This is a genomic window from Pseudomonas sp. CH235, from assembly GCF_004368175.1.
GTDB classification, from domain to species: domain Bacteria; phylum Pseudomonadota; class Gammaproteobacteria; order Pseudomonadales; family Pseudomonadaceae; genus Aquipseudomonas; species Aquipseudomonas paraglycinae.
The window spans coordinates 59,583-77,915 of record NZ_RRZJ01000013.1 but is presented as its reverse complement, the minus strand read 5'-3'; the positions used below and the strand labels follow the sequence as shown (position 1 = coordinate 77,915).

The following is an 18,333-nucleotide window of genomic DNA, read 5'->3' as shown; positions in this document are numbered from 1 at the left end:
ATGGCCTAGAGAACCTTCGTAATAGTTATCGTCGGGTTTGCAGGTTGCTTGAGGGCTTTTTTGAAAAAATTTGCCATCACCCTGCCACCCCCTAGAAAACAAAGACTTAGCAGCACTTCACCTTCGAAAAAATGACGTCATAAAACCGTCCGTGGCGCAAACCGGCGGGCCAGCGCCTTCGCTCCTCTTCAGGCGGACGATTCTTCCAGCAATTGAATCAACTCGTACTCCATGAAATCGGCAAGTCCCAGCCAGTCCTGACGCTCCTGGCACTCGAGCATTTGTGCGAGCAATTGCGCCCAGACTTGCTGCGTCTGCGTGCCGGCCGACAGCAATGACTGCTGCGCGCCCTCGAACACATCGACCATGGTCAACGCCGCCTCGACATCACGTCCCAGGCGGAACAACCCGGCGCACTGATGGCATTCGTCTACCCAGCTTTGCAGTGCAGTCATTGCACAAACTCCTGATTGAACGCTGTTCCGGCAATCTGCGCACCCGCCCGGCTGCTGTTGAAAAATGCCACCTGCGGCTGACTGGCGATGTATCGCTCCAGCACGCACAGATAACCGCGAAAATTGAGCTGGGTACTGACGCGCTGGCCATACCCGTCACGCACCCAGTGCCGCGCCTGATTCACCGACGGCCCCAGGTCACCGTCATTCCAGCCGGCATGGGTCTTGTTCATCGGGAAAGCAAAATCGGCACCGAACAGCGTGATGCGTGCAGCGCCCATCTTCACCGCCAGGTCCACGGCCGGGTGAATCACACTGCCACCCACATGCAGCAGCGCCCTCGGGTGCTGTTCACGCAATGCCGCATAGACCGGACTGGCCGAGTAGCCGCCGTAACGCTTGCCCTTCCAGGCCCTCAGCACCTCGGGATCACTCATGGGCAGGTACACCAGCGGGATGCCGTCGGAGTCCTCGAAAGGCAAATGCCGGAAGCTGATGCGCTGATCGATGCTCACCACATAGTCGGGCACGATCCCGTGCTCGCGCAGCGGCCGGTAGGCGGTATCGACGCAAATGAACAACGGACGCTCGGCCCGCTCGCGGATCGCGGCCAGACGTTCGAAATGCTGTTCCAGCGTCGGCCCGGTGCCGATCACATAGATCTCCCGACCGGTGCAGGTGCCGAACAGCGCCGCCACATCATCGTCGGCAAGCAATACCGGCAAGCAGTCCTGCAGACGCTGTTGAATGAACGGTGACTGCGGATCGAACTCACGGTTGTTGAAGCTCAAGTGCACTTCGCTGACCAGTCGATCACGAATCTTCGCGTTGAAGTCATCGGCCAGCAGCATTTCGGCAGGCAATGCAAAGAATGGCGTGCAGATGTCGGGCAGGTCGCCGGCGTAGAGCAATTCAACTCGCGGCTCCTGCAGCCACTCACGCTGATCGAGCAGTTGCAGCACCAGGGCAAACAGCGCGCCATTGAGGATGTGCACATACAAGCGCTCAAGCCCGGCGCGCTCCAGCAGCACCGCGGGCAAATCCCCGAGGCCGGTGCCGTAGACATGCAGTTGCGGCTTGTCCGCCGGTAGGCTGGCGGCCTGAATCTGCGCCTCGCGGACACGATCATGCCGGCTGGTGAGCTGAATGCCGCCAATGCTCAGCGTCGAGCCCAGCCCTTGCGTCAGTTCGGCCTCAATCGCCGAACTGTCTTCGTTCAGCAATCGTGCGAACAGCGCCGGCCAGCGTCGCTCGACGACTTCAGCATTGGCCTGGAAAAACTCACTCATGGCGCCTCGCGCTCCCTTCAGGCAAAAAAATAGCGTTCAAGGTTAACCCTTGAACGCTATTTTTGTATCCGTCGTTCTTAGCGGATTCAAGGACGATAAATAATCGCCGAACCCCACGACAGACCGACACCGAAACCACTGATCGCGATGCGGTTCCAGTCGGAATCCATCACGTGTTTTTCCAGCAGAAGCGGCACACTGGACGACACGGTGTTGCCGGTCTCGACCATGTCCTTGATGAACTTCTCCGGCTCGCCTTCGAAGCGCCGCGCCACGGCGTCGACAATCGCCGCACTGCCCTGGTGGATGCAGAAGGCATCGATGTCATCGGCCTTCAGGCCGGAATCGTCGAGCAGTTCATGCAGGTGCGCCGGCACCTTGAGCAGCGCGAAGTTGAACACTTGGCGGCCGTTCATGAAAAACACACCATCGGTGACTTTCAGGTGCGGTGCGCCGGAACCGTCGGTGCCGAACTTGGCCTTGCCCAGCGCCCAGACCGGATCTTCACCCATCCAGGTGGCGGTAGCAGCATCGCCGAACAGCATGGTGGTGTTGCGATCTTCCGGGTCAACGATCTTCGAATACGGGTCGGCTGTGATCAGCAGGCCGTTCTTCAGGCCGGCGGCTTCCATGAAGCCTTTGATCGCATAGATGCCGTAGACGTAACCGGAGCAGCCCAGGGAAATATCGAACGCCGCGACATTGGTCGGCAGGCCGAGTTTGTCCTGGACGATGGCCGCGGTGTGCGGCAGGCCTTCCTCGTCACCGTTCTGGGTGACGACGATCAGCGCATCGATGGATTCACGTTTCAGTTCAGGGTTGTTGGCAAACAGCGCATTGGCCGCTTCAACGCACAGATCGGAGGTTTCCTGTTCCGCGTCTTTGCGTGGGAGGAAGGCCGAACCGATCTTGCCGAGGATGAATTCTTCATCCTTCTCGAATTTTGCACCTTGTGCGTAATTGTCCACGCCGGCTACAGGAACGTAGCTCGCAATGCTTTTTATGCCAATCATTACGGCTTCCCAATAATAAACAGCCCAATACCACCGCTCGCAAGGATTCGAGGGGCGCCGACAAACAGAAAACGGCCGCCACAACGGGCAGCCACGGGGAGCGCAAAGGGCTATCACTGGAACCGAAAACGGGCCAGGCGCCATCTCCCCGGTCATTACAATACAGTGAAGATGCGCGTTATGACTCGCAGGTCACGCTATTTTGCCGAATCGGTGACAGATCGGGTCATTCGACCAATGACCAGTCCAGCGGCGTACCGCGTTTGATCGGCTGGCGCGCACGGCGCCCGAGGACGGCTTCGGCGTGCTTGGGCGGCAAGCCGAGACCGGGACGAATGGCGCGCACATTAGCCACAGTGAAGAGTTCACCGGCCGCCATATCGGCCGTGACATACAGCGACCGGCGGTAAACCAGCGACTTTTGCTCAGCCTCGGTCACCCCGTAATGCACCTGCCCCATGGCCTGCCAGGCGCGCTCGGTCTCGACCACCAGACTGGCCAGTTCCGCCGGTTCCAGCGAGAAACTGGCGTCCACGCCACCGGCCGCACGGTCGAGGGTGAAGTGTTTTTCCACCACGGTCGCACCCAGCGCCACCGCCGCCACCGATACGCCAACACCCATCGAATGGTCTGACAGCCCAACCTCACAACCGAACAACTCACGCAGATGCGGGATCGTGCGCACGTTGCTGTTGGTCGGCGTCGCCGGGTAGGTGCTGGTGCACTTGAGCAGCACCAGATCCTTGCAGCCGGCCTCACGGGCGGCGCGCACGGTTTCGTCGAGTTCGGCGATGCTGGCCATGCCGGTGGAAATGATCAGCGGTTTGCCAGTCGCTGCGACACGGCGAATCAACGGCAGATCGGTGTTTTCGAAACTGGCGATCTTGTAGGCCGGCACATCGAGGCTTTCGAGGAAATCCACGGCGCTGTCGTCGAACGGCGTCGAAAACGCGAGCATGCCCAATTCCTTGGCCCGGGCGAAGATCGGCGCATGCCATTCCCAGGGCGTGTGGGCCTTTTCATACAGGTCATAGAGCGAGGTACCGGCCCACAGACTGTTCGGGTCCTTGATGAAGAACTCGCCTTCCGCCAGATCCAGGGTCATGGTTTCGGCGGTGTAGGTTTGCAGCTTCAAGGCATGGGCACCGGCCTTGGCCGCCGCTTCGACAATCTGCAAGGCGACGTCCAGCGACTGGTTATGGTTGCCGCTCATTTCCGCGATGATGAACGGCGGCGCATCGGCACCGATCCGGCGGTTGCCAATATTGAAACTGCTCATTGACGGAATTCCTTCAAAACCTTGGTGAACGCGCAGGCACTCTGGGTAAACCCGGCGTCACGAAAAACATTCATCGAGGGCTGATTGGCCGGCAATACCTGGGCGGTAATGGCGTTCATCTGCGGCCAGTGCCCAGCCACGAAGACTTCACCCTGCGCCAGCAGCGCCCTGCCCCAGCCGAGACCGAAACGCCCTTCGAGCAGATACAGCGAAACCTCTGCCTCGAAGCCGCGCAAATCGTAGCGCAGGACACCGACCGGGCCGTCATCCGCCTCGGCCACCAGCAGCAACCGCTGAGGATTGCGCAGACTCGCGCCTAGCCAGTTCAAATGTTGCGTCCAGTCAATCGCCCCGCTGTCCAGTGACCAGCGGCGCACCGCCTCTGCATTGCGCCCCTCGAACAGCAACTGCGCGTCATCCGGCGTCGCCAGACGCAACTTGAGCACCGCACCGGCCAGTGCCGCCGCCACCCGCAGCGCACCGCGCCCGTCGACCAGATGCCGCGAACGCTCGGACAGGCTCTGGCGCAGATAAAAATTGCCCACGACAAAGCCGATGGCATCGCGCAGTTGCTCGACGCCGACCTGCTCCCGCGCGCCCATGAACACATGCGCGCCGGCCGCCGCCATCACCTCGCCGTTGGCCTGCTGGTTGTTCGACACCGCAATGCAAATCGTCGGCAGGCCCAGGGCCGCGCGTTCCCAACTGGTGCCGCCGCCGGCACCGATAAACAGGTCGGCCTCGGTCATGCGCCGATGAAAATCGCTGACAAAACTGTGCAGCCGCCAGTGCGGCCGCGTTTCGGCCAACGCCTGCATCTCTGCCCAGGCCGGGTTGTCGGCGCCGGCGACGAAATCCACTTCCAGCTCGGAAAAATCCGCCAGCGCCAGCATTGCGTGATGAGTCTGGCGTGCCGCATCAAAGCCGCCGAAATTCACCAGCACCCGGCGCGCCACCGGTTTGATCTCGATGGCCGGGCCACTGAATTCTTCGCGCAGCATGGCGAAGCGCGGGCCGAGCAGCGTTCGGCACCCGGTCGGCAGCAATGGCTGATAGTTTTCGCTGAGGCCCGAGAGGTTCTGATTGAGCAGCAGATCCACGCTGTAGCGCCGGGTCGCCAGATCGTCGACGGCGGCGATCCGTGGCGCGAAGCGACGGGCCGCGGTCTGCCAGTGATGGTCGAGGCCGTAATGGTCGGCGATGACCCAGTCAAACCCGGGCTGCCCTTCCAGCTGCGCCGCCAGTGCATCGATATCCGCCTGCCACGGCAGCATCGATTCGATGGCCTGCTCCGGGTCTTCACCGGCGTAGCGCTCCGGCAACGCGAAGGTCTCGAAACCTTCGCTCTGCAACGCATCGAGCCGATGCCCCGGCAAACGACGACAGGCGAACGCGACATGACTGCCTTGCGTGCGCAGCACTCGCGCCAGTGTCAGGCATCGCGCGATGTGGCCGCTGCCGATGGTCGGCGAGGCGTCGGCGCGGATCAGCACTCTCATTGCAGCTCTCCACCAGCCTTGAGGGCGGCGTAAAGGTATTCGGCACGCTTCCAGTCTTCGACGGTATCGATGTCCTGCACCAGATGCCGGGGCAGGATCACCGGCAGACTGGCCGGCGAATACAGCACTTCGCCAGCCAGCCACGCCTCGCTGCGGCCCCAATAGAACTGGCCGGCATCCTGAAAGGCAGCCGGCAGATCCTGCGAACGGGTATTGCGAAACTCGGGGTACAACGCCGTCAGCGCGCCCTTCCCGTCCAGGGTCAGGGCGCGCTGCACCGGAAAGCCGAAATCAGTGACTGAAAAAGCAAAGGACTTGTCCGGATGCTGCGCCAGCAACTCCAGGCCCTGACGCAGAAACCGCGCCTGCAACAGCGGCGCCGTGGCGTACACACAGCAGGCATAATCGAAGGCCGGCAGTTGCTGCAAGGCATGCGCGATCACCGCCGCGGTGCCGGTGAAATCATCGGCCAGCTCCGCCGGACGCATGAACGGCACCTGAGCACCGTTGGCACGCGCCACGTCCGCGATCTCTGCGTCGTCGGTGCTGACCATCACCTGCTCGAACAACCCTGAATCGAGGGCCGTGCGTATCGAACGGACAATCATCGGCACACCGTCGAACGGCTTGAGATTCTTGCGCGGGATGCGCTTGCTGCCCCCACGGGCCGGGATGATTGCGACGTTGTTCAAGGACGTTTTTCCAGCAGGAACCAAGTGATGTCGTCGACCGGGAATTGCGGGTCGCGGCGATACCCGAAGCCGTAATCCAGCAGTTGCAGATCAGGATAACGGTCAAGCATTTCCCCGGCAAAATCGCGTTTGAACAGTTTTCCACTGTTGCCGCGATAGGACACTTCCACCGGCGACGGATTGTAGTACTCGGCGATCAGGATGTAGCGCGAACTCAACGCATACAACTGCGCATACGCCGTCGCCAGTAGTTCCGGCGCCAGATGGATCAGCACGCCTTTGCTCAGGGTCAGGTCGTATTGGCGCTCGCGGGGAAAGTCGAACAGCGAACCGTGCCAGATGTTCGCAATCTCCAGCGCCTGGGCCTGGGCACAGGCGCTGGCATTGATTTCGACGCCGAACAGCTCGCACCTGGGCAGTAACTGACGCAACGCCTGCAAGTTGTTGCCGGCGTTGGTGCCCAGTTCCAGCAAATTGTCGATCCGTCCGGCCCGGGTCAGCGCCTTGGCGAACAACGCCAGATTGGCCGCCACCAGTGGCTGGCCGACGTTGCGATCGACGTACTGGTTGCCGAATTCGCCTTGCCAGAATTGTTCCTGCTCGCTCAGATCACGCATTACCGTTTCCATCCACCGCCGCAGCGGCAATCATTCAGTCAACCGACGCAATTGCTCGACCACATAGTCCTGCTGCTGATCGCTCAGCAACGGAAACAGCGGCAGGCTGATCGCTTCGGCGTAATAACGCTCGGCTTCGGGGAAGTCACCTTCGGCAAAACCCAGGTCACGATAGTACGGCTGCAGATGCACCGGAATGTAGTGCAGGTTCACGCCGATGCCGGCGGCACGCAAGCCTTCGAACACCTGACGGTGACTGAGGCTGATGCGCTCGGTCTGCAAACGCACCACATAAAGATGCCAGGCCGATTCGGCCTCCGGCTGGAGGCTCGGCACAGTCACCGGCAAGTACGCCAGCAAGCGGTCGTAACGCGCGGCCAGCTCCCGTCGACGGGCAATGAATTCGTCCAGCTTGCTCAATTGCGACAGGCCCAGCGCGGCTTGCAGATCGGTGATCCGGTAATTGAACCCCAGCTCGACCTGCTGGTAGTACCACGGGCCGTGGCTGGGCTCGGTCATCTGCTGCGGATCGCGGGTCATGCCGTGGCTGCGCAGGCGTTGCAGGCGCTCGGCCATTTCCGGGCGATTGGTCAGCACCATGCCGCCTTCGCCACTGGTGATGATCTTCACCGGGTGGAAGCTGAACACGGTCATCGCGGCAAATTCACCGCAGCCCACCGGACGCCCGGCATAGCTTGCGCCGACCGCATGGGAAGCGTCTTCGATCACCATGAAGTTGTAGCGCTCGGCCAGTTCGGCAATTCGCCGCATGTCGCAGCTCTGCCCGGAGAACGCCACCGCCACCAGCACTTTGGGCAGCGTGCCGTCGCGTTCGGCAGCATCGAGTTTGCTCGCCAGAACTTCAGCGTCGAGGTTCCAGGTCAGCGGATCGATGTCCACGAAATCAACGTCGGCGCCGCAGTAACGGCCGCAATTGGCCGACGCGAGAAAGGTGTTCGGCGTGGTCCACAAGCGGTCGCCCGCGCCGAGCCCCGCCGCGAGACAGGCAATGTGCAGCGCCGCCGTGGCGTTGCACACCGCCACGGCGAAGTCGGCCTGACAACGCTCGGCCATCGCCTGCTCGAAGCGCTCGATAGTCGGGCCCTGGGTCAACCAGTCGGACTGCAACACCTCGACGACCGCGTCGATGTCCGCCTGGTCGAGGCTTTGCCGACCGTAGGGAATCATACCGAGAGCTTCGCGTGCAGCTCGGCGATCTGCCCCACCGAGAGGAAGTGCGGGTTGGTGTCGGAGCGGTACTCGAAGTCTTCGCCAACCGGTACGCCACGCTCACCGAGTTTGTCCTCGGCAAAATCCACATCGACGCTGGTGAAGCGAATCGACGGCTGGATGGTGTAGTGATCGGCAAATTCCAGGGTCATCCGCGCATCGTCCAGCGGCACCATCAGCTCGTGCAGTTTCTCGCCCGGACGGATGCCGACGTTCTTGTGCGGCAGATGCTCGGCCATGCCACGCGCGAGATCGACCACGCGAATCGACGGGATCTTCGGCACGAACACTTCGCCGCCGTGCATCCGCGCAAAGCTGTCGAGCACGAATTGCACGCCGTGATCGAGGGTGATCCAGAACCGGGTCATGCGCTCATCGGTGATCGGCAGCTCTGTCGCGCCGTCGGCGATGAGCTTGCTGAAGAACGGCACCACTGACCCGCGCGAACCAGCCACGTTGCCGTAGCGCACCACGGCAAAACGCGTCTGCTGTTCGCCGGCGATATTGTTGGCCGCGACGAACAACTTGTCCGACAGCAACTTGGTGGCACCGTACAGGTTGATCGGGCTCGCGGCCTTGTCGGTGGACAGCGCGACGACTTTCTTCACGCCGTTGTCGATGGCAGCGGCGATGATGTTTTCCGCGCCGTTGACGTTGGTGCGGATGCATTCGGTCGGGTTGTATTCCGCCGCCGGCACCTGCTTCAACGCCGCGGCATGCACCACGTAATCGATGCCACGCATGGCCTGGCGCAGACGATCGGCGTCGCGCACGTCACCGAGGAAGTAACGCATGCACGGCGCGTTGAACGTCTGCTGCATTTCGTATTGCTTGAGCTCATCCCGGGAGAACACCACCACGCGCTTGGGCTGGTATTGCTCGAGCAGGCGCGCGATAAACTTGCGCCCGAACGAGCCGGTGCCGCCGGAGATGAAAATCGACTTACCGTTGAACATGTTCTGATTCCTGTTCCCTGCCCGGCAGGCTCAAGCGAGCAACTGTGCCCAGTTGATCGAGGTATTTTCGCCCAGGGTAAAGCCTTTGCCGTTCAGCGCCAGGTTGGCGTTGTAGGCCGGATCCTGCGCAAAGGCCGTGCTCCATTTTTCACGCAAGGCCGCCAGGGCTTGCGGTGCCTGCGGCAGCTCGCCGGTGTGCAGCACCTGCACCAGTGGCGTCCACACATTGAGATAGCCGGCCTGACCCGCCTTCAGGCACAGGTCGACATCGCTGAAGCCGTCAGCGAACGTCACTTCATCGAGACCGCCCAGCGCATTGAACAGCTCTTTGCCGATCATCAGGCAGACCTTGGACACGGCCGAGTAATTCTGCTCGACGGCCAGGCGCTGCATGTAACCCTCGGCGCTGTGCTTCTCGCCGATGAACGGCGAACCGACGCCATCGTTGAGACCGAGGATCAAGCCGGCCTGAGCAACCTTGCCGTCGCGGCTCACCAGTTTGCCACCGACGATGCCCACCTCCGGCCGCAGTGCGTGGTTGAGCAGCAAGTCGATCCAGTTCGGGTTGACCACCTCACTGTCCGCCGCCAACAGCACCAGATAATCGCCTTGCGCCTGCTCGCTGGCGGCGTTGCACAGCGCTGAGTCACACAACGGCTGATCGGCACGCAGCACGCGCACCTTGGCGTGCTGCAGGGAGCCCAGCCAATCGTTGACCTCGGCGGACGTATTCGGATTGGCCGCCACCAGGACCTCAAAGCGGCTGTAGCGGGTCTTGAGCACCACGCTTTCCAGGCAGCGCTGCAACGCACGCACATCATCGATGACCGGCACAACGATCGACACCAGCGGCTGCTCGGCATGACGATAATCAATCTGCCAGGTACCCGGCAGGGTCGAGTTGACCTTGGCCTTGTAGCCACGATTACCCAGATGGCGCAGCAAGGCCTGACGCTCGTGGGCATTCTCTTCCGGGGCCACTGCCTGAGTGATCAGCAAGGGTTCGTCAAGGTGTGCCAGACCGTCCAGACCACCCTGCTCGATGATGCGCAGCAGTAAGTCCAGTTCCAGCGCCTTGTTGAAGTCGGCCTGATAGCCACCCGCATCCAGCAGGACGTCGCGACGAACCAGCCAGTGACGCGCCATCAGCGACGGCACGCTTTGCAGCAGATCAAGATTGATACCCGGGCGGAACACGTCAACCAGCGCGCCGCTCTCCTGGCGCTGGATCTCGTCGGTGGCGACTGCACGTATCTGGGCCGCGTCCATCAGTTCCAGGCTGGCGCGCAACAAGCCGCTGGCGGTGAACTGATCGCCGGCCTGTGCCAGCAGCAGCCAGTCGCAAGGCGACTGCTGGGCACTCTGATTGAGCTTGTCGACAAAGTTGCTCTGGGTCACGCGGACAAAGTGCAGGGTGTTCTGCGCGGTGGTCGCGCTCGGCGCTTCACCGGTGGTGAACACGACAATCCTGAACGCTTTGCAGTGGCCCTCAAGCAGGCTGTCGAGCGAGACCTGCAACTTGTCGATGTCGTTATCCAGGTCCAGCAGGAAAATACCGAACTGCGGGCCGCCGCCGTTGACCGCCAGGTGACGGGCAATCGCCTGCGATTGTTCGGCGGACGGCTCGCGGGCAGCCAGCCACTTGAGCAGGCGACCGGACTTCGTTTTGTCGAACATGGCCTGCTGGTCATCGTCCGCAAACGCCTCGAGGCGAGCGATCCAGTCGTTCATGGCATGCGCCGCTTCGTCCTCATCCGACGCCTGCAGTTGCGTCGACAGGCGTTTGACGACCGTCTGGTTGAACGCATTGAGGTCGTGCGCCTGCCACAACCGGTCAGTCACGCTTTCTGCCGTGTCGTTATTGCGCGCCTGCAGCAAGTGCGCCTGACGCGTCCATACGCCCTCCAGCCCTTCCAGCTGAATGCGACCGGCCGGCATGGCGTGAAGCATGAATTCGAACTGTTCCAGACGGTCGAAAAACGCCTGGTTGTAGAACGGCATTTCGACGTACTGCAGCGGCCCGAAACGACGATCCGGCACCTTCTTTTCCTGACTCCAGACCGATTCGAAAATCAGTTCCGCGGTCAGTGCACGACCGCTGCGCAGGCTCTCGGCCATCGCGTCGAAACTTTCCAGCGCAAACGCTTTGGCCTGCGTGGCGTCCAGCCCTTCGATAGCGCAAGGCAACGAGGTGAGGAACTCGGCAAAGGCCTCTCGCTCGGCGACCGATTTGCTATCGACGTAGGTCAGCGAATGGAACACATCGGTGTTGTGCTCGGAGACGCCGTAGTTGATCTCGCGGACCACATAGGGAATCGGCAGAATCCGTGCCTTGGCACTGGCCAGCAGGAAATACACGTGGCCGATTTCCTGCCATTGAAAATTGGTGCCGGCCGGCAATGCCGAATGCCAGGTTTTCATCAGGTCGGTACGCGTCACCGCATAGAACGGCGGGATGTACTGACTCATGTAATCGATAACCCGATCCTGAGCCCGCTCCGACGCGTAGTCTTCCTGAACCTTCTTGTCCCGACGGTAGTAGTTCACGCCGTTGGTCAGCGTCAGGTACATCAGGCAATAGCCGTGGCACATGCCATAGTCCTGGTTCGCGTGCAGGAAGCTCACGGACTCGGCCAGCGAATCGTGCAGGATGAAGTCGTCATCGGCTGCCAGCACCATGTACGGCGTGGTCAGTCGCTCGACACCGTAAGCCAGCTTGGCCTGCATGCCCCAGTAGGCAAACTGCGGCACGTGGTGATAATCAACGGCGGAAAAATCCCCCTCGGGCCGCTCGATCGTGGAGTCCAGCACCATGATTTTGCAGGGCAAGCTGCTGTAATACTTCACCGCCCGACGCAGGAACGCCGGACGATTGTGCGTAATCAGCACCACGGTCAACAGCTCGTTGAGCGGTAGCGTCAATTCAGAACCGAACTTGCCTTGCATAACTTCTCTCCACAACCGGCGACTCGCCGAGACAACGCTTTGGTGATGTTGCGAATTAACGAACGCGACGCAGATAGCCGTCCGGCGCCACGGTGATCAGCAGCTTGTTCTGCAGCTGCACATCGATCTCGAAATCCTTGTTCTCTTCCAGGTATTTCCACACGGCAGTCTTCGGGTTGTCGCCCGGGCCCCATGGACGATCCGGGAAGAAATCGGCCGGCATGTCTTCAACCACGGTGTCCATCACCACGCAGTAGCTGTCGACCGAAACCAGTGGCGCGTAGAGGCGCAGCTCTTCGAGCACGTGGTCGTGGGTGTGGTTGGAATCGAGCACCAGAATGACTTTCTTGCCTTCAGCCGCCGCGCGCACCTGGGCAGCGATGGCCGGGTCGATGCTCGAACCTTCGATCATCTTGATGCGTTTGCTCATCGGGTGGCTTTCGATGGCTTCGCGGTTGTGCGGACGAATGTCCAGATCGATGCCCAGCACTTCACCGTGACCTTGCAGTTCCAGCAGGGAGGCGTAGTAGATGATCGAACCACCGTGGGCGATGCCGCACTCGATGACCAGATCCGGCTTCACCTGCCAGATGATTTCCTGCATGGCCATCATGTCTTGCGGCAGCTGGATGATCGGACGGCCCATCCACGAGAAGTGGTAGCTGTACTTATGCTTGGCCGATTCGTTGAAGAAATCACGGGCCAGGCCCGTCAGTTTCTGGTCGTCACCCTGCTGGGCGATCTGCTCGCGGCATTCGGCTTCGAAGGCTTTGTTGATGCTGTTGTCGGTCATTTTCAAAATCTCAAGGGTCACTGGAACGAAGCGCTGTCGACGGCGTGATAGACGTAACGTCCACCGGTCATCCGCTTGATCTCTTCGAGGTAATTGGAATTCATCACAAACAGGTTGGCGCCCTCGGGCAAGGCGTCCATCGCCTCTTGCGGCGAGGACACCCGGGCGCCACTCAGGGGCAGGTAACGCCCCTGCTTGGCCGGGTTGATATCCACCACGCGATCCACCGCCACGCCGGCGCGTTGCAGGAACAGCGAATAGATCACGCCTTTGGACGAGGCGCCCCAGATCGCCGAACCCTGCTCGGGCGCGCCCTGGATGATCTGCACCGCGCGCTCGAGGCTGGCGGTGAAATCGTCCGGCAAGGCCAGGCGTGGCACCGGTTGTTCCGGGGTCAGGCGCAACGTGGCGAGGTCAGCGACGATGTACAGGTATTGGCCACCAAACAGGTGACCGGCCTCGTGCACGGTGCCGAACATCCGGCGCAGATCATCGAGGCGGAAGTAATTGACGTGCTCGTAGAACAGATCGAACCAGGCGCGGTGTTCGAGGATCCAGTCGAAGCACGGCACTTCGATGTAGATCTGCCCGCCACCCTGATTGGCTTCGGCGATCACCGCCAGAAAACCCAGCGGATCTTGAATGTGCTCCAGCACATGACGCAGCACGATGGCGTCCGCCTCCAGGCCCAGGCCTCGGGTGAACGGGGCCTTGATCACGTCGGCGTTCTCGCCTTCGTAGGCCGGGTCGATGCCGGTGATGCGGTAGCCCAAACCTTTGAGCAACTCGAGGAAATAGCCTTTTCCGCAGCCGACTTCGATCAGTTCCTGCCCCTTGAAGTGCCGGGCAATGATGCCTTCGACATCGCTCAAGTGCTTCTGGAACTGGCCGGAATGCGCCTGCTCGTTCTGGTAGTCGGCGTCGTAGCTGAGCTTGTCGGCGTCGAACGCCGCATTGAAGATCAGACCGCTGCGCTCATCCTGCACCAGCAACATGTCGGCGCGGGCCGAGGCCTTCGCCGATTCGGGATCGGCAAAGGTGCGGTTCTGCAGCACCGGCAGGTCGGTGACCCGATACAACTCGTGCCTCATTGCGGCTCTCCCAATAACTGTTGCAAGCGCTCGGTCACCGCCCAGAACGCCAGCGGCTCGTGGGTCGGATACGGATAGTGGCCGAGGTTCAGGCCAATGGTCGCGCCGCGCTCTTGCACGCGCTGTTCGACCAGCGCCCGCACCGAAACCGGCTGGCCGCTGGCGCAGTTGATCGTGCCGTCGAAATCGCGCTTGTGCAGGATCGCGGCGAGATGAGCGGCAGCGGTTTCAATCGGCAGAAAATCGCGCAGCTGCTCACCCGCCGACATGTTGAACGTCGCATCGCCGGCATCGATCGCCCGGTCCAGCGCGGCCAACAGACTGTTGGGGTTCTGCCCGGCGCCGTGCAGGTAGAACAGCCGTGCCCATTGCAGGGTGAACGGATGCTCCTGCTGCAGATGTTGCAAAAACAGGTGCAGCGTGTGTTTGGCCAGACCGTAAGGATTGGCCGGCTGCGCGTCGTTCTGTTCGCTCAACGGGCCGCTCTGCATGCCGTACTCGAAACAGGTGCCGGTCACCAGCACCAGCTTCACGCCCGCCTCTACCGCGCCTTTGATGAAGCGATAGTCGGCCATCAGGTTGTGCTCGAAATGGAACAACGCCCGATAGTTCGGCAACCCCGGCCAGGCCAGGTGCGCGAGTGCATCGACACCCTCGGTCAGCGCGCCGATATCCAGATCCGCCGCGTGAATATCCGCGCTCACGAACTCGACGTCCTTGATCCAAGGCATGTCCGCGGCTTTCTGCGCGTCGCGCGCAACCGCCCGCACCGTGCAGCCACGGGCCAGCAACGCTGCGACCAGATGGCGACCGACGAAGCCGGTAGCGCCAGTGACCAAAACCTTCACAGCACGCTCAACTCAGGCACGGCGATCACGAAGCGACCGTCCCACTGACGCACCTGGGCCAGTTGCTGACTGACTTCGTGCAGCAGGTTCCACGGCAGCACCAGCACGTAATCCGGCTTCTCGATATCGATCTGCGCCGGCGCGACAATCGGGATGCGGCTGCCCGGCAGAAACTTGCCCTGCTTGTGCGGGTTGGCATCGGCGACCCAGGCCAGCAGATCCGGTTTGACCCCGGCGTAGTTGAGCAAGGTGTTGCCCTTGGCAGCAGCGCCGTAACCGACCACACGCTTGCCGTCGGCCTTGGCCTGCAACAGAAAACGCAGCAGATCATGCTTGATGCGTTCGGCGGCAGGCGCCAGCGTCGCGTAGTACTCGGCGGTTTTCACCCCGGCGTCGAGCTCGGCCTGCAACTGCTGTTGCACGGCCGGCTGCACGGCGCGGCGTTCGCCGTCCTTGCGCTGGACGAACACCCGCAGCGATCCGCCATGGGTGGTCAGCTGGCTGACGTCGAACACTTCCAGACCGTTGCGTTCACACAGCGTCTGCACGGCAGTCAGGGACAGGTAGGAATAGTGTTCGTGATAAAGCGTGTCGAACTGCGCGCCGGCCATCAGCGTCAGCAGTTGCGGGAATTCGAAGGTGGCGACGCCGGTCGGCTTGAGCAGCGTGGCGAAACCGCCGAGGAAATCATTGATGTCCGGCACGTGAGCGAGCACGTTGTTGGCAGCCATCAGGTCGGCGGCCCAGCCTTCGCTTTTCAGCTGTGCGGCGGTGTCGCGACCGAAGAACAGTTCACGGATCTCCAGGCCTTTTTCCCGTGCCGCCTGCGCGGTGCTACGGGTCGGCTCGACGCCCAGGCACTGAATGCCGCGACCGGCCACGTACTGCAGCAGGTAACCGTCGTTGGCAGCGACCTCCACCACGCGGCTGTCGGCGGTCAGGCCGAAGCGCTCGACCATCTCGGCCACGTAACGCTCGGCATGCGCCAGCCAGGTGCTGGAGAACGAACTGAAGTAGGCGTACTCGGCATCGAACAGGCTGTCGGCGGAGGTGTAATCCTCGGTCTGGACCAGCCAGCATTGCTGGCACACGGCGACCTTCAGCGGCACCCATTGTTCGGCCTGCTCCAGCCGATCGGCATGCACATAGGCGTTGGACGGTGGCGAGGTGCCGAGGTCGATCAGCGGCAGGCTCAGCGGTGCGGCGCACCCACGGCAGTTCATAGACGCACTCCAGCAAAGTGTTGATCGAGCGCGGGATGGCTGGAATCACGCGCTGACAAATTATTGACAGGCAACGGCCAGGCAATCGCCAGCCGTGGATCGTTCACCGACAGGCCGCCCTCGTGCTCCGGCGCGTAATCGGCGCTGTGCAGGTAAAGCAGTTCGGCGTCTTCGGTGAGGGTCTGGAAACCGTGAGCGAAACCGGCCGGAATCAGCAGGCTGCGTCCGTCACCGGCCTTCAGGTGCTCGGCGTGCCAGTGCAGGAAGGTTTCCGAGTCCGGGCGCAGGTCCACCGCCACGTCCCACACTTCACCGCGCAGGCAGGTGATCAGCTTGGCTTCCGGCGCATTGGCGTTCTGGTAATGCAGACCGCGCACGCTGCCCTTCTCGCGTGTGCAGGAATGGTTGATCTGGCGGATGTGAAATTCACTGCCGAACGCCTTCAGACTGCCTTCGCAGAACAGTCGGGCGAAGTGCCCGCGCTGATCTTCGAAGCGTTTGTGCTGGACGCTGAACAACCCGGCCAGCGGCAACGGTTTCAAGGAAAACTCGCTCACAGCGCGCCCCGGTAAAGATTCAGTTGGCCGAGGGTCACGGTGCGCATGTCGTCGCCGTTCTGCCACGCCAGATGCCAGTCGAGGGTCTGGGTCAGGCATTGCTGCAACGTCCAGCGCGGTTGCCAGCCCAGCACCTGACGGGCGCGGCTGCTGTCCAGGCGCAGCAGACCGGCTTCGTGCAGGTCACTCTTTTCGAGGCGCAGGCCACGGGCCTGAGGCCAGCGGTTGGCGAGCAGTTCGACCACTTCGCCGACGCTGCACATGTCCGCCTCACCCGGGCCGAAGTTCCACGCGCCAGCATATTCCGGGCCGTCTTCATAGAGGCCGGCGGCCAATTGCAGGTAGCCGGCCAGCGGCTCCAGCGCGTGCTGCCACGGGCGCACGGCTTGCGGGTAACGCAAGGTCACCGGCTCGTCTGCCGTCCACGCCTTGAGCACGTCGGGAATCAACCGTTCAGGGGCGAAGTCGCCGCCGCCCAACACATTGCCGGCCCGCGCGGTGGCCAGGGCCAGACCGTGCTCGGCGTACTTCTCGGCCGGGAAGAACGATGCCGCATAAGACTGCGCCAGCAACTCGCAGCACGCCTTGCTGCTGCTGTAAGGGTCATGGCCACCGAGGGCTTCGTCCTCGCGGTACGGCCACAGCCATTCCTTGTTGGCGTAGACCTTGTCGGTGGTCACCAGCACGCAGGCCCGCACGCAACCGACCTGGCGAATCGCTTCGAGCAGGTTGAGGGTGCCCATGACGTTGCTCGAATAAGTGCCGAGCGGATCACGATAACCCTCACGCACCAGCGGCTGGGCCGCCAGATGCAGGACGATCTCCGGCTCGCTGTCGGCGATGATCTCGAGCAAGGCGCCGAGGTCACGCAGATCGCCGCGCTGATCGTTGATGCCTTCGCTCACGCGCGCCAGTTCGAACAGGCTCGGCTCGGTCGACGGGTCGAGGGAAAAACCGCTGACTTGCGCACCGAGGCTTTGCAGCCACAGGGTCAGCCAGCTGCCCTTGAAACCGGTGTGCCCGGTGACCAGAACCCGCTTGCCGCGCCAGAACTCAGGACTCAGGCCCATTGCTTCCATGGGGCCTCCCCGCTCTGCCACAGTGCTTCGAGATGGTTCTTGTCGCGCAGGGTGTCCATCGGATGCCAGAAGCCTTCGTGCTCGAAGGCTTTCAGTTGTTCGTCCTGGGCCAGGCGAGCCAATGGCTCCGCTTCCCAGGTGGTTTCGTCGCCAGCGATATACGACAGCACTTTTGGCGACAGCACGAAGAAGCCGCCATTGATCCAGCCGCCGTCGCCGCGCGGTTTTTCGGTGAAGCCGAGGACCTGATCGCCATGGCGCTCGAGGGCGCCGTAGCGGCCCGGCGGCTGCACGGCGGTGACGGTCGCCAGACGGCCGTGGCCCTTGTGGTAGTCGACCAGCTGCGCAATGTTGATGTCGGAGACGCCGTCGCCGTAGGTGAAGCAGAACGCCTCTTCATCCTTGAGGTAACGGCCGGCACGCAGCAGACGGCCACCGGTCATGGTTTCCTCGCCGGTGTCGATCAGGGTGACGCTCCACGGCTCGCTGTAGTTCTGGTGAACGTCCATGCGGTTGTTGCGCATGTCGAACGTGACGTCGGAGGTGTGCAGGAAGTAGTTGGCGAAGAAGTCCTTGATCGCGTAGCCCTTGTAGCCGAGGCAGATCACGAAGTCGTGGATTCCGTGGGCGGAATACTGCTTCATGATGTGCCAGAGAATTGGCTTGCCGCCGATCTCGATCATTGGCTTGGGCTTGAGGTGCGACTCTTCACTGATGCGCGTGCCGAGGCCACCCGCCAAAATAACTGCCTTCATCGTCTCCCCTC

Annotated in this window: 17 protein-coding genes; all 17 read right to left on the bottom strand. The window is 62.0% G+C overall.

The genetic code is table 11. The features are described from left to right. Positions 1 to 188 precede the first annotated feature (188 nt). On the bottom strand, positions 189 to 455 hold the full coding sequence (locus EIY71_RS15760; RefSeq protein ID WP_085747116.1) for a hypothetical protein: 267 nt from the start codon (positions 453 to 455) through the stop codon (positions 189 to 191). Then, positions 452 to 1,744: a motility associated factor glycosyltransferase family protein gene (locus tag EIY71_RS15755; RefSeq protein WP_134022257.1), complete on the bottom strand. Its 1,293-nt coding sequence runs from the start codon at positions 1,742 to 1,744 to the stop codon at positions 452 to 454. The genes EIY71_RS15760 and EIY71_RS15755 overlap by 4 nt, the downstream gene beginning before the upstream one ends. Positions 1,745 to 1,830: 86 nt before the next feature. Further along, positions 1,831 to 2,757 carry a ketoacyl-ACP synthase III gene (locus EIY71_RS15750; protein ID WP_085611535.1) on the bottom strand — a complete coding sequence of 309 codons (927 nt, stop codon included), beginning with the start codon at positions 2,755 to 2,757 and terminating at the stop codon, positions 1,831 to 1,833. A 226-nt stretch (positions 2,758 to 2,983) separates the two neighbouring features. Then, positions 2,984 to 4,036, bottom strand: a complete 1,053-nt coding sequence (gene pseI / locus EIY71_RS15745; RefSeq protein ID WP_134022255.1) for a pseudaminic acid synthase — start codon at positions 4,034 to 4,036, stop codon at positions 2,984 to 2,986. Continuing rightward, positions 4,033 to 5,535 carry a UDP-2,4-diacetamido-2,4,6-trideoxy-beta-L-altropyranose hydrolase gene (gene pseG, locus EIY71_RS15740; protein ID WP_134022253.1) on the bottom strand — a complete coding sequence of 501 codons (1,503 nt, stop codon included), beginning with the start codon at positions 5,533 to 5,535 and terminating at the stop codon, positions 4,033 to 4,035. The genes pseI and pseG overlap by 4 nt, the downstream gene beginning before the upstream one ends. Next, entirely contained in the window at positions 5,532 to 6,227 is a 696-nt protein-coding gene (pseF, locus tag EIY71_RS15735) for a pseudaminic acid cytidylyltransferase (RefSeq protein WP_134022251.1), read from the bottom strand. Before pseF ends, pseG begins: the two co-directional genes overlap by 4 nt. Then, positions 6,224 to 6,844, bottom strand: coding sequence for a pseudaminic acid biosynthesis-associated methylase (locus EIY71_RS15730; RefSeq protein ID WP_102686037.1), 621 nt, complete (start codon positions 6,842 to 6,844; stop codon positions 6,224 to 6,226). Before EIY71_RS15730 ends, pseF begins: the two co-directional genes overlap by 4 nt. Positions 6,845 to 6,874: 30 nt before the next feature. Further along, complete coding sequence (pseC, locus tag EIY71_RS15725; RefSeq protein WP_134022250.1) at positions 6,875 to 8,032, bottom strand: UDP-4-amino-4,6-dideoxy-N-acetyl-beta-L-altrosamine transaminase; 1,158 nt, start codon at positions 8,030 to 8,032, stop codon at positions 6,875 to 6,877. Next, on the bottom strand, positions 8,029 to 9,030 hold the full coding sequence (gene pseB, locus EIY71_RS15720; protein WP_007958320.1) for a UDP-N-acetylglucosamine 4,6-dehydratase (inverting): 1,002 nt from the start codon (positions 9,028 to 9,030) through the stop codon (positions 8,029 to 8,031). The genes pseC and pseB overlap by 4 nt, the downstream gene beginning before the upstream one ends. 30 nt (positions 9,031 to 9,060) lie before the next feature. After that, on the bottom strand, positions 9,061 to 11,976 hold the full coding sequence (locus EIY71_RS15715; protein ID WP_134022248.1) for a TIGR00180 family glycosyltransferase: 2,916 nt from the start codon (positions 11,974 to 11,976) through the stop codon (positions 9,061 to 9,063). 55 nt (positions 11,977 to 12,031) lie between these two features. Beyond that, positions 12,032 to 12,769: a cephalosporin hydroxylase family protein gene (locus EIY71_RS15710; RefSeq protein WP_007958324.1), complete on the bottom strand. Its 738-nt coding sequence runs from the start codon at positions 12,767 to 12,769 to the stop codon at positions 12,032 to 12,034. 17 nt (positions 12,770 to 12,786) lie between these two features. Then, positions 12,787 to 13,860 (bottom strand): class I SAM-dependent methyltransferase, encoded by a 1,074-nt coding sequence (locus tag EIY71_RS15705; protein WP_085747125.1) that lies wholly within the window; start codon positions 13,858 to 13,860, stop codon positions 12,787 to 12,789. Next, positions 13,857 to 14,708, bottom strand: a complete 852-nt coding sequence (locus EIY71_RS15700) for an NAD(P)-dependent oxidoreductase (RefSeq protein ID WP_134022246.1) — start codon at positions 14,706 to 14,708, stop codon at positions 13,857 to 13,859. Before EIY71_RS15700 ends, EIY71_RS15705 begins: the two co-directional genes overlap by 4 nt. Continuing rightward, positions 14,705 to 15,931, bottom strand: a complete 1,227-nt coding sequence (locus EIY71_RS15695) for a class I SAM-dependent methyltransferase (protein WP_127797282.1) — start codon at positions 15,929 to 15,931, stop codon at positions 14,705 to 14,707. The genes EIY71_RS15700 and EIY71_RS15695 overlap by 4 nt, the downstream gene beginning before the upstream one ends. Next, positions 15,928 to 16,488, bottom strand: coding sequence for a dTDP-4-dehydrorhamnose 3,5-epimerase (gene rfbC / locus EIY71_RS15690; protein WP_007958330.1), 561 nt, complete (start codon positions 16,486 to 16,488; stop codon positions 15,928 to 15,930). The genes EIY71_RS15695 and rfbC overlap by 4 nt, the downstream gene beginning before the upstream one ends. After that, positions 16,485 to 17,567, bottom strand: coding sequence for a CDP-glucose 4,6-dehydratase (gene rfbG, locus EIY71_RS15685; RefSeq protein ID WP_134022244.1), 1,083 nt, complete (start codon positions 17,565 to 17,567; stop codon positions 16,485 to 16,487). Before rfbG ends, rfbC begins: the two co-directional genes overlap by 4 nt. Then, the gene (gene rfbF, locus EIY71_RS15680; protein ID WP_007958332.1) at positions 17,549 to 18,322 is read right to left on the bottom strand and encodes a glucose-1-phosphate cytidylyltransferase; all 774 of its coding nucleotides are present in this window, start codon (positions 18,320 to 18,322) and stop codon (positions 17,549 to 17,551) included. The genes rfbG and rfbF overlap by 19 nt, the downstream gene beginning before the upstream one ends. Positions 18,323 to 18,333: the final 11 nt, after the last annotated feature.

What these genes read in the sequence shown, in the direction of transcription:
- EIY71_RS15760 (WP_085747116.1), bottom strand. Translation starts at nt 455, where the DNA reads ATGACTGCACTGCAAAGCTGGGTAGACGAATGCCATCAGTGCGCCGGG.
- EIY71_RS15755 (WP_134022257.1), bottom strand. Translation starts at nt 1,744, where the DNA reads ATGAGTGAGTTTTTCCAGGCCAATGCTGAAGTCGTCGAGCGACGCTGG.
- EIY71_RS15750 (WP_085611535.1), bottom strand. Translation starts at nt 2,757, where the DNA reads ATGATTGGCATAAAAAGCATTGCGAGCTACGTTCCTGTAGCCGGCGTG.
- pseI (WP_134022255.1), bottom strand. Translation starts at nt 4,036, where the DNA reads ATGAGCAGTTTCAATATTGGCAACCGCCGGATCGGTGCCGATGCGCCG.
- pseG (WP_134022253.1), bottom strand. Translation starts at nt 5,535, where the DNA reads ATGAGAGTGCTGATCCGCGCCGACGCCTCGCCGACCATCGGCAGCGGC.
- EIY71_RS15730 (WP_102686037.1), bottom strand. Translation starts at nt 6,844, where the DNA reads ATGCGTGATCTGAGCGAGCAGGAACAATTCTGGCAAGGCGAATTCGGC.
- pseC (WP_134022250.1), bottom strand. Translation starts at nt 8,032, where the DNA reads ATGATTCCCTACGGTCGGCAAAGCCTCGACCAGGCGGACATCGACGCG.
- pseB (WP_007958320.1), bottom strand. Translation starts at nt 9,030, where the DNA reads ATGTTCAACGGTAAGTCGATTTTCATCTCCGGCGGCACCGGCTCGTTC.
- EIY71_RS15715 (WP_134022248.1), bottom strand. Translation starts at nt 11,976, where the DNA reads ATGCAAGGCAAGTTCGGTTCTGAATTGACGCTACCGCTCAACGAGCTG.
- EIY71_RS15710 (WP_007958324.1), bottom strand. Translation starts at nt 12,769, where the DNA reads ATGACCGACAACAGCATCAACAAAGCCTTCGAAGCCGAATGCCGCGAG.
- EIY71_RS15705 (WP_085747125.1), bottom strand. Translation starts at nt 13,860, where the DNA reads ATGAGGCACGAGTTGTATCGGGTCACCGACCTGCCGGTGCTGCAGAAC.
- EIY71_RS15695 (WP_127797282.1), bottom strand. Translation starts at nt 15,931, where the DNA reads ATGAACTGCCGTGGGTGCGCCGCACCGCTGAGCCTGCCGCTGATCGAC.
- rfbG (WP_134022244.1), bottom strand. Translation starts at nt 17,567, where the DNA reads ATGGAAGCAATGGGCCTGAGTCCTGAGTTCTGGCGCGGCAAGCGGGTT.
- rfbF (WP_007958332.1), bottom strand. Translation starts at nt 18,322, where the DNA reads ATGAAGGCAGTTATTTTGGCGGGTGGCCTCGGCACGCGCATCAGTGAA.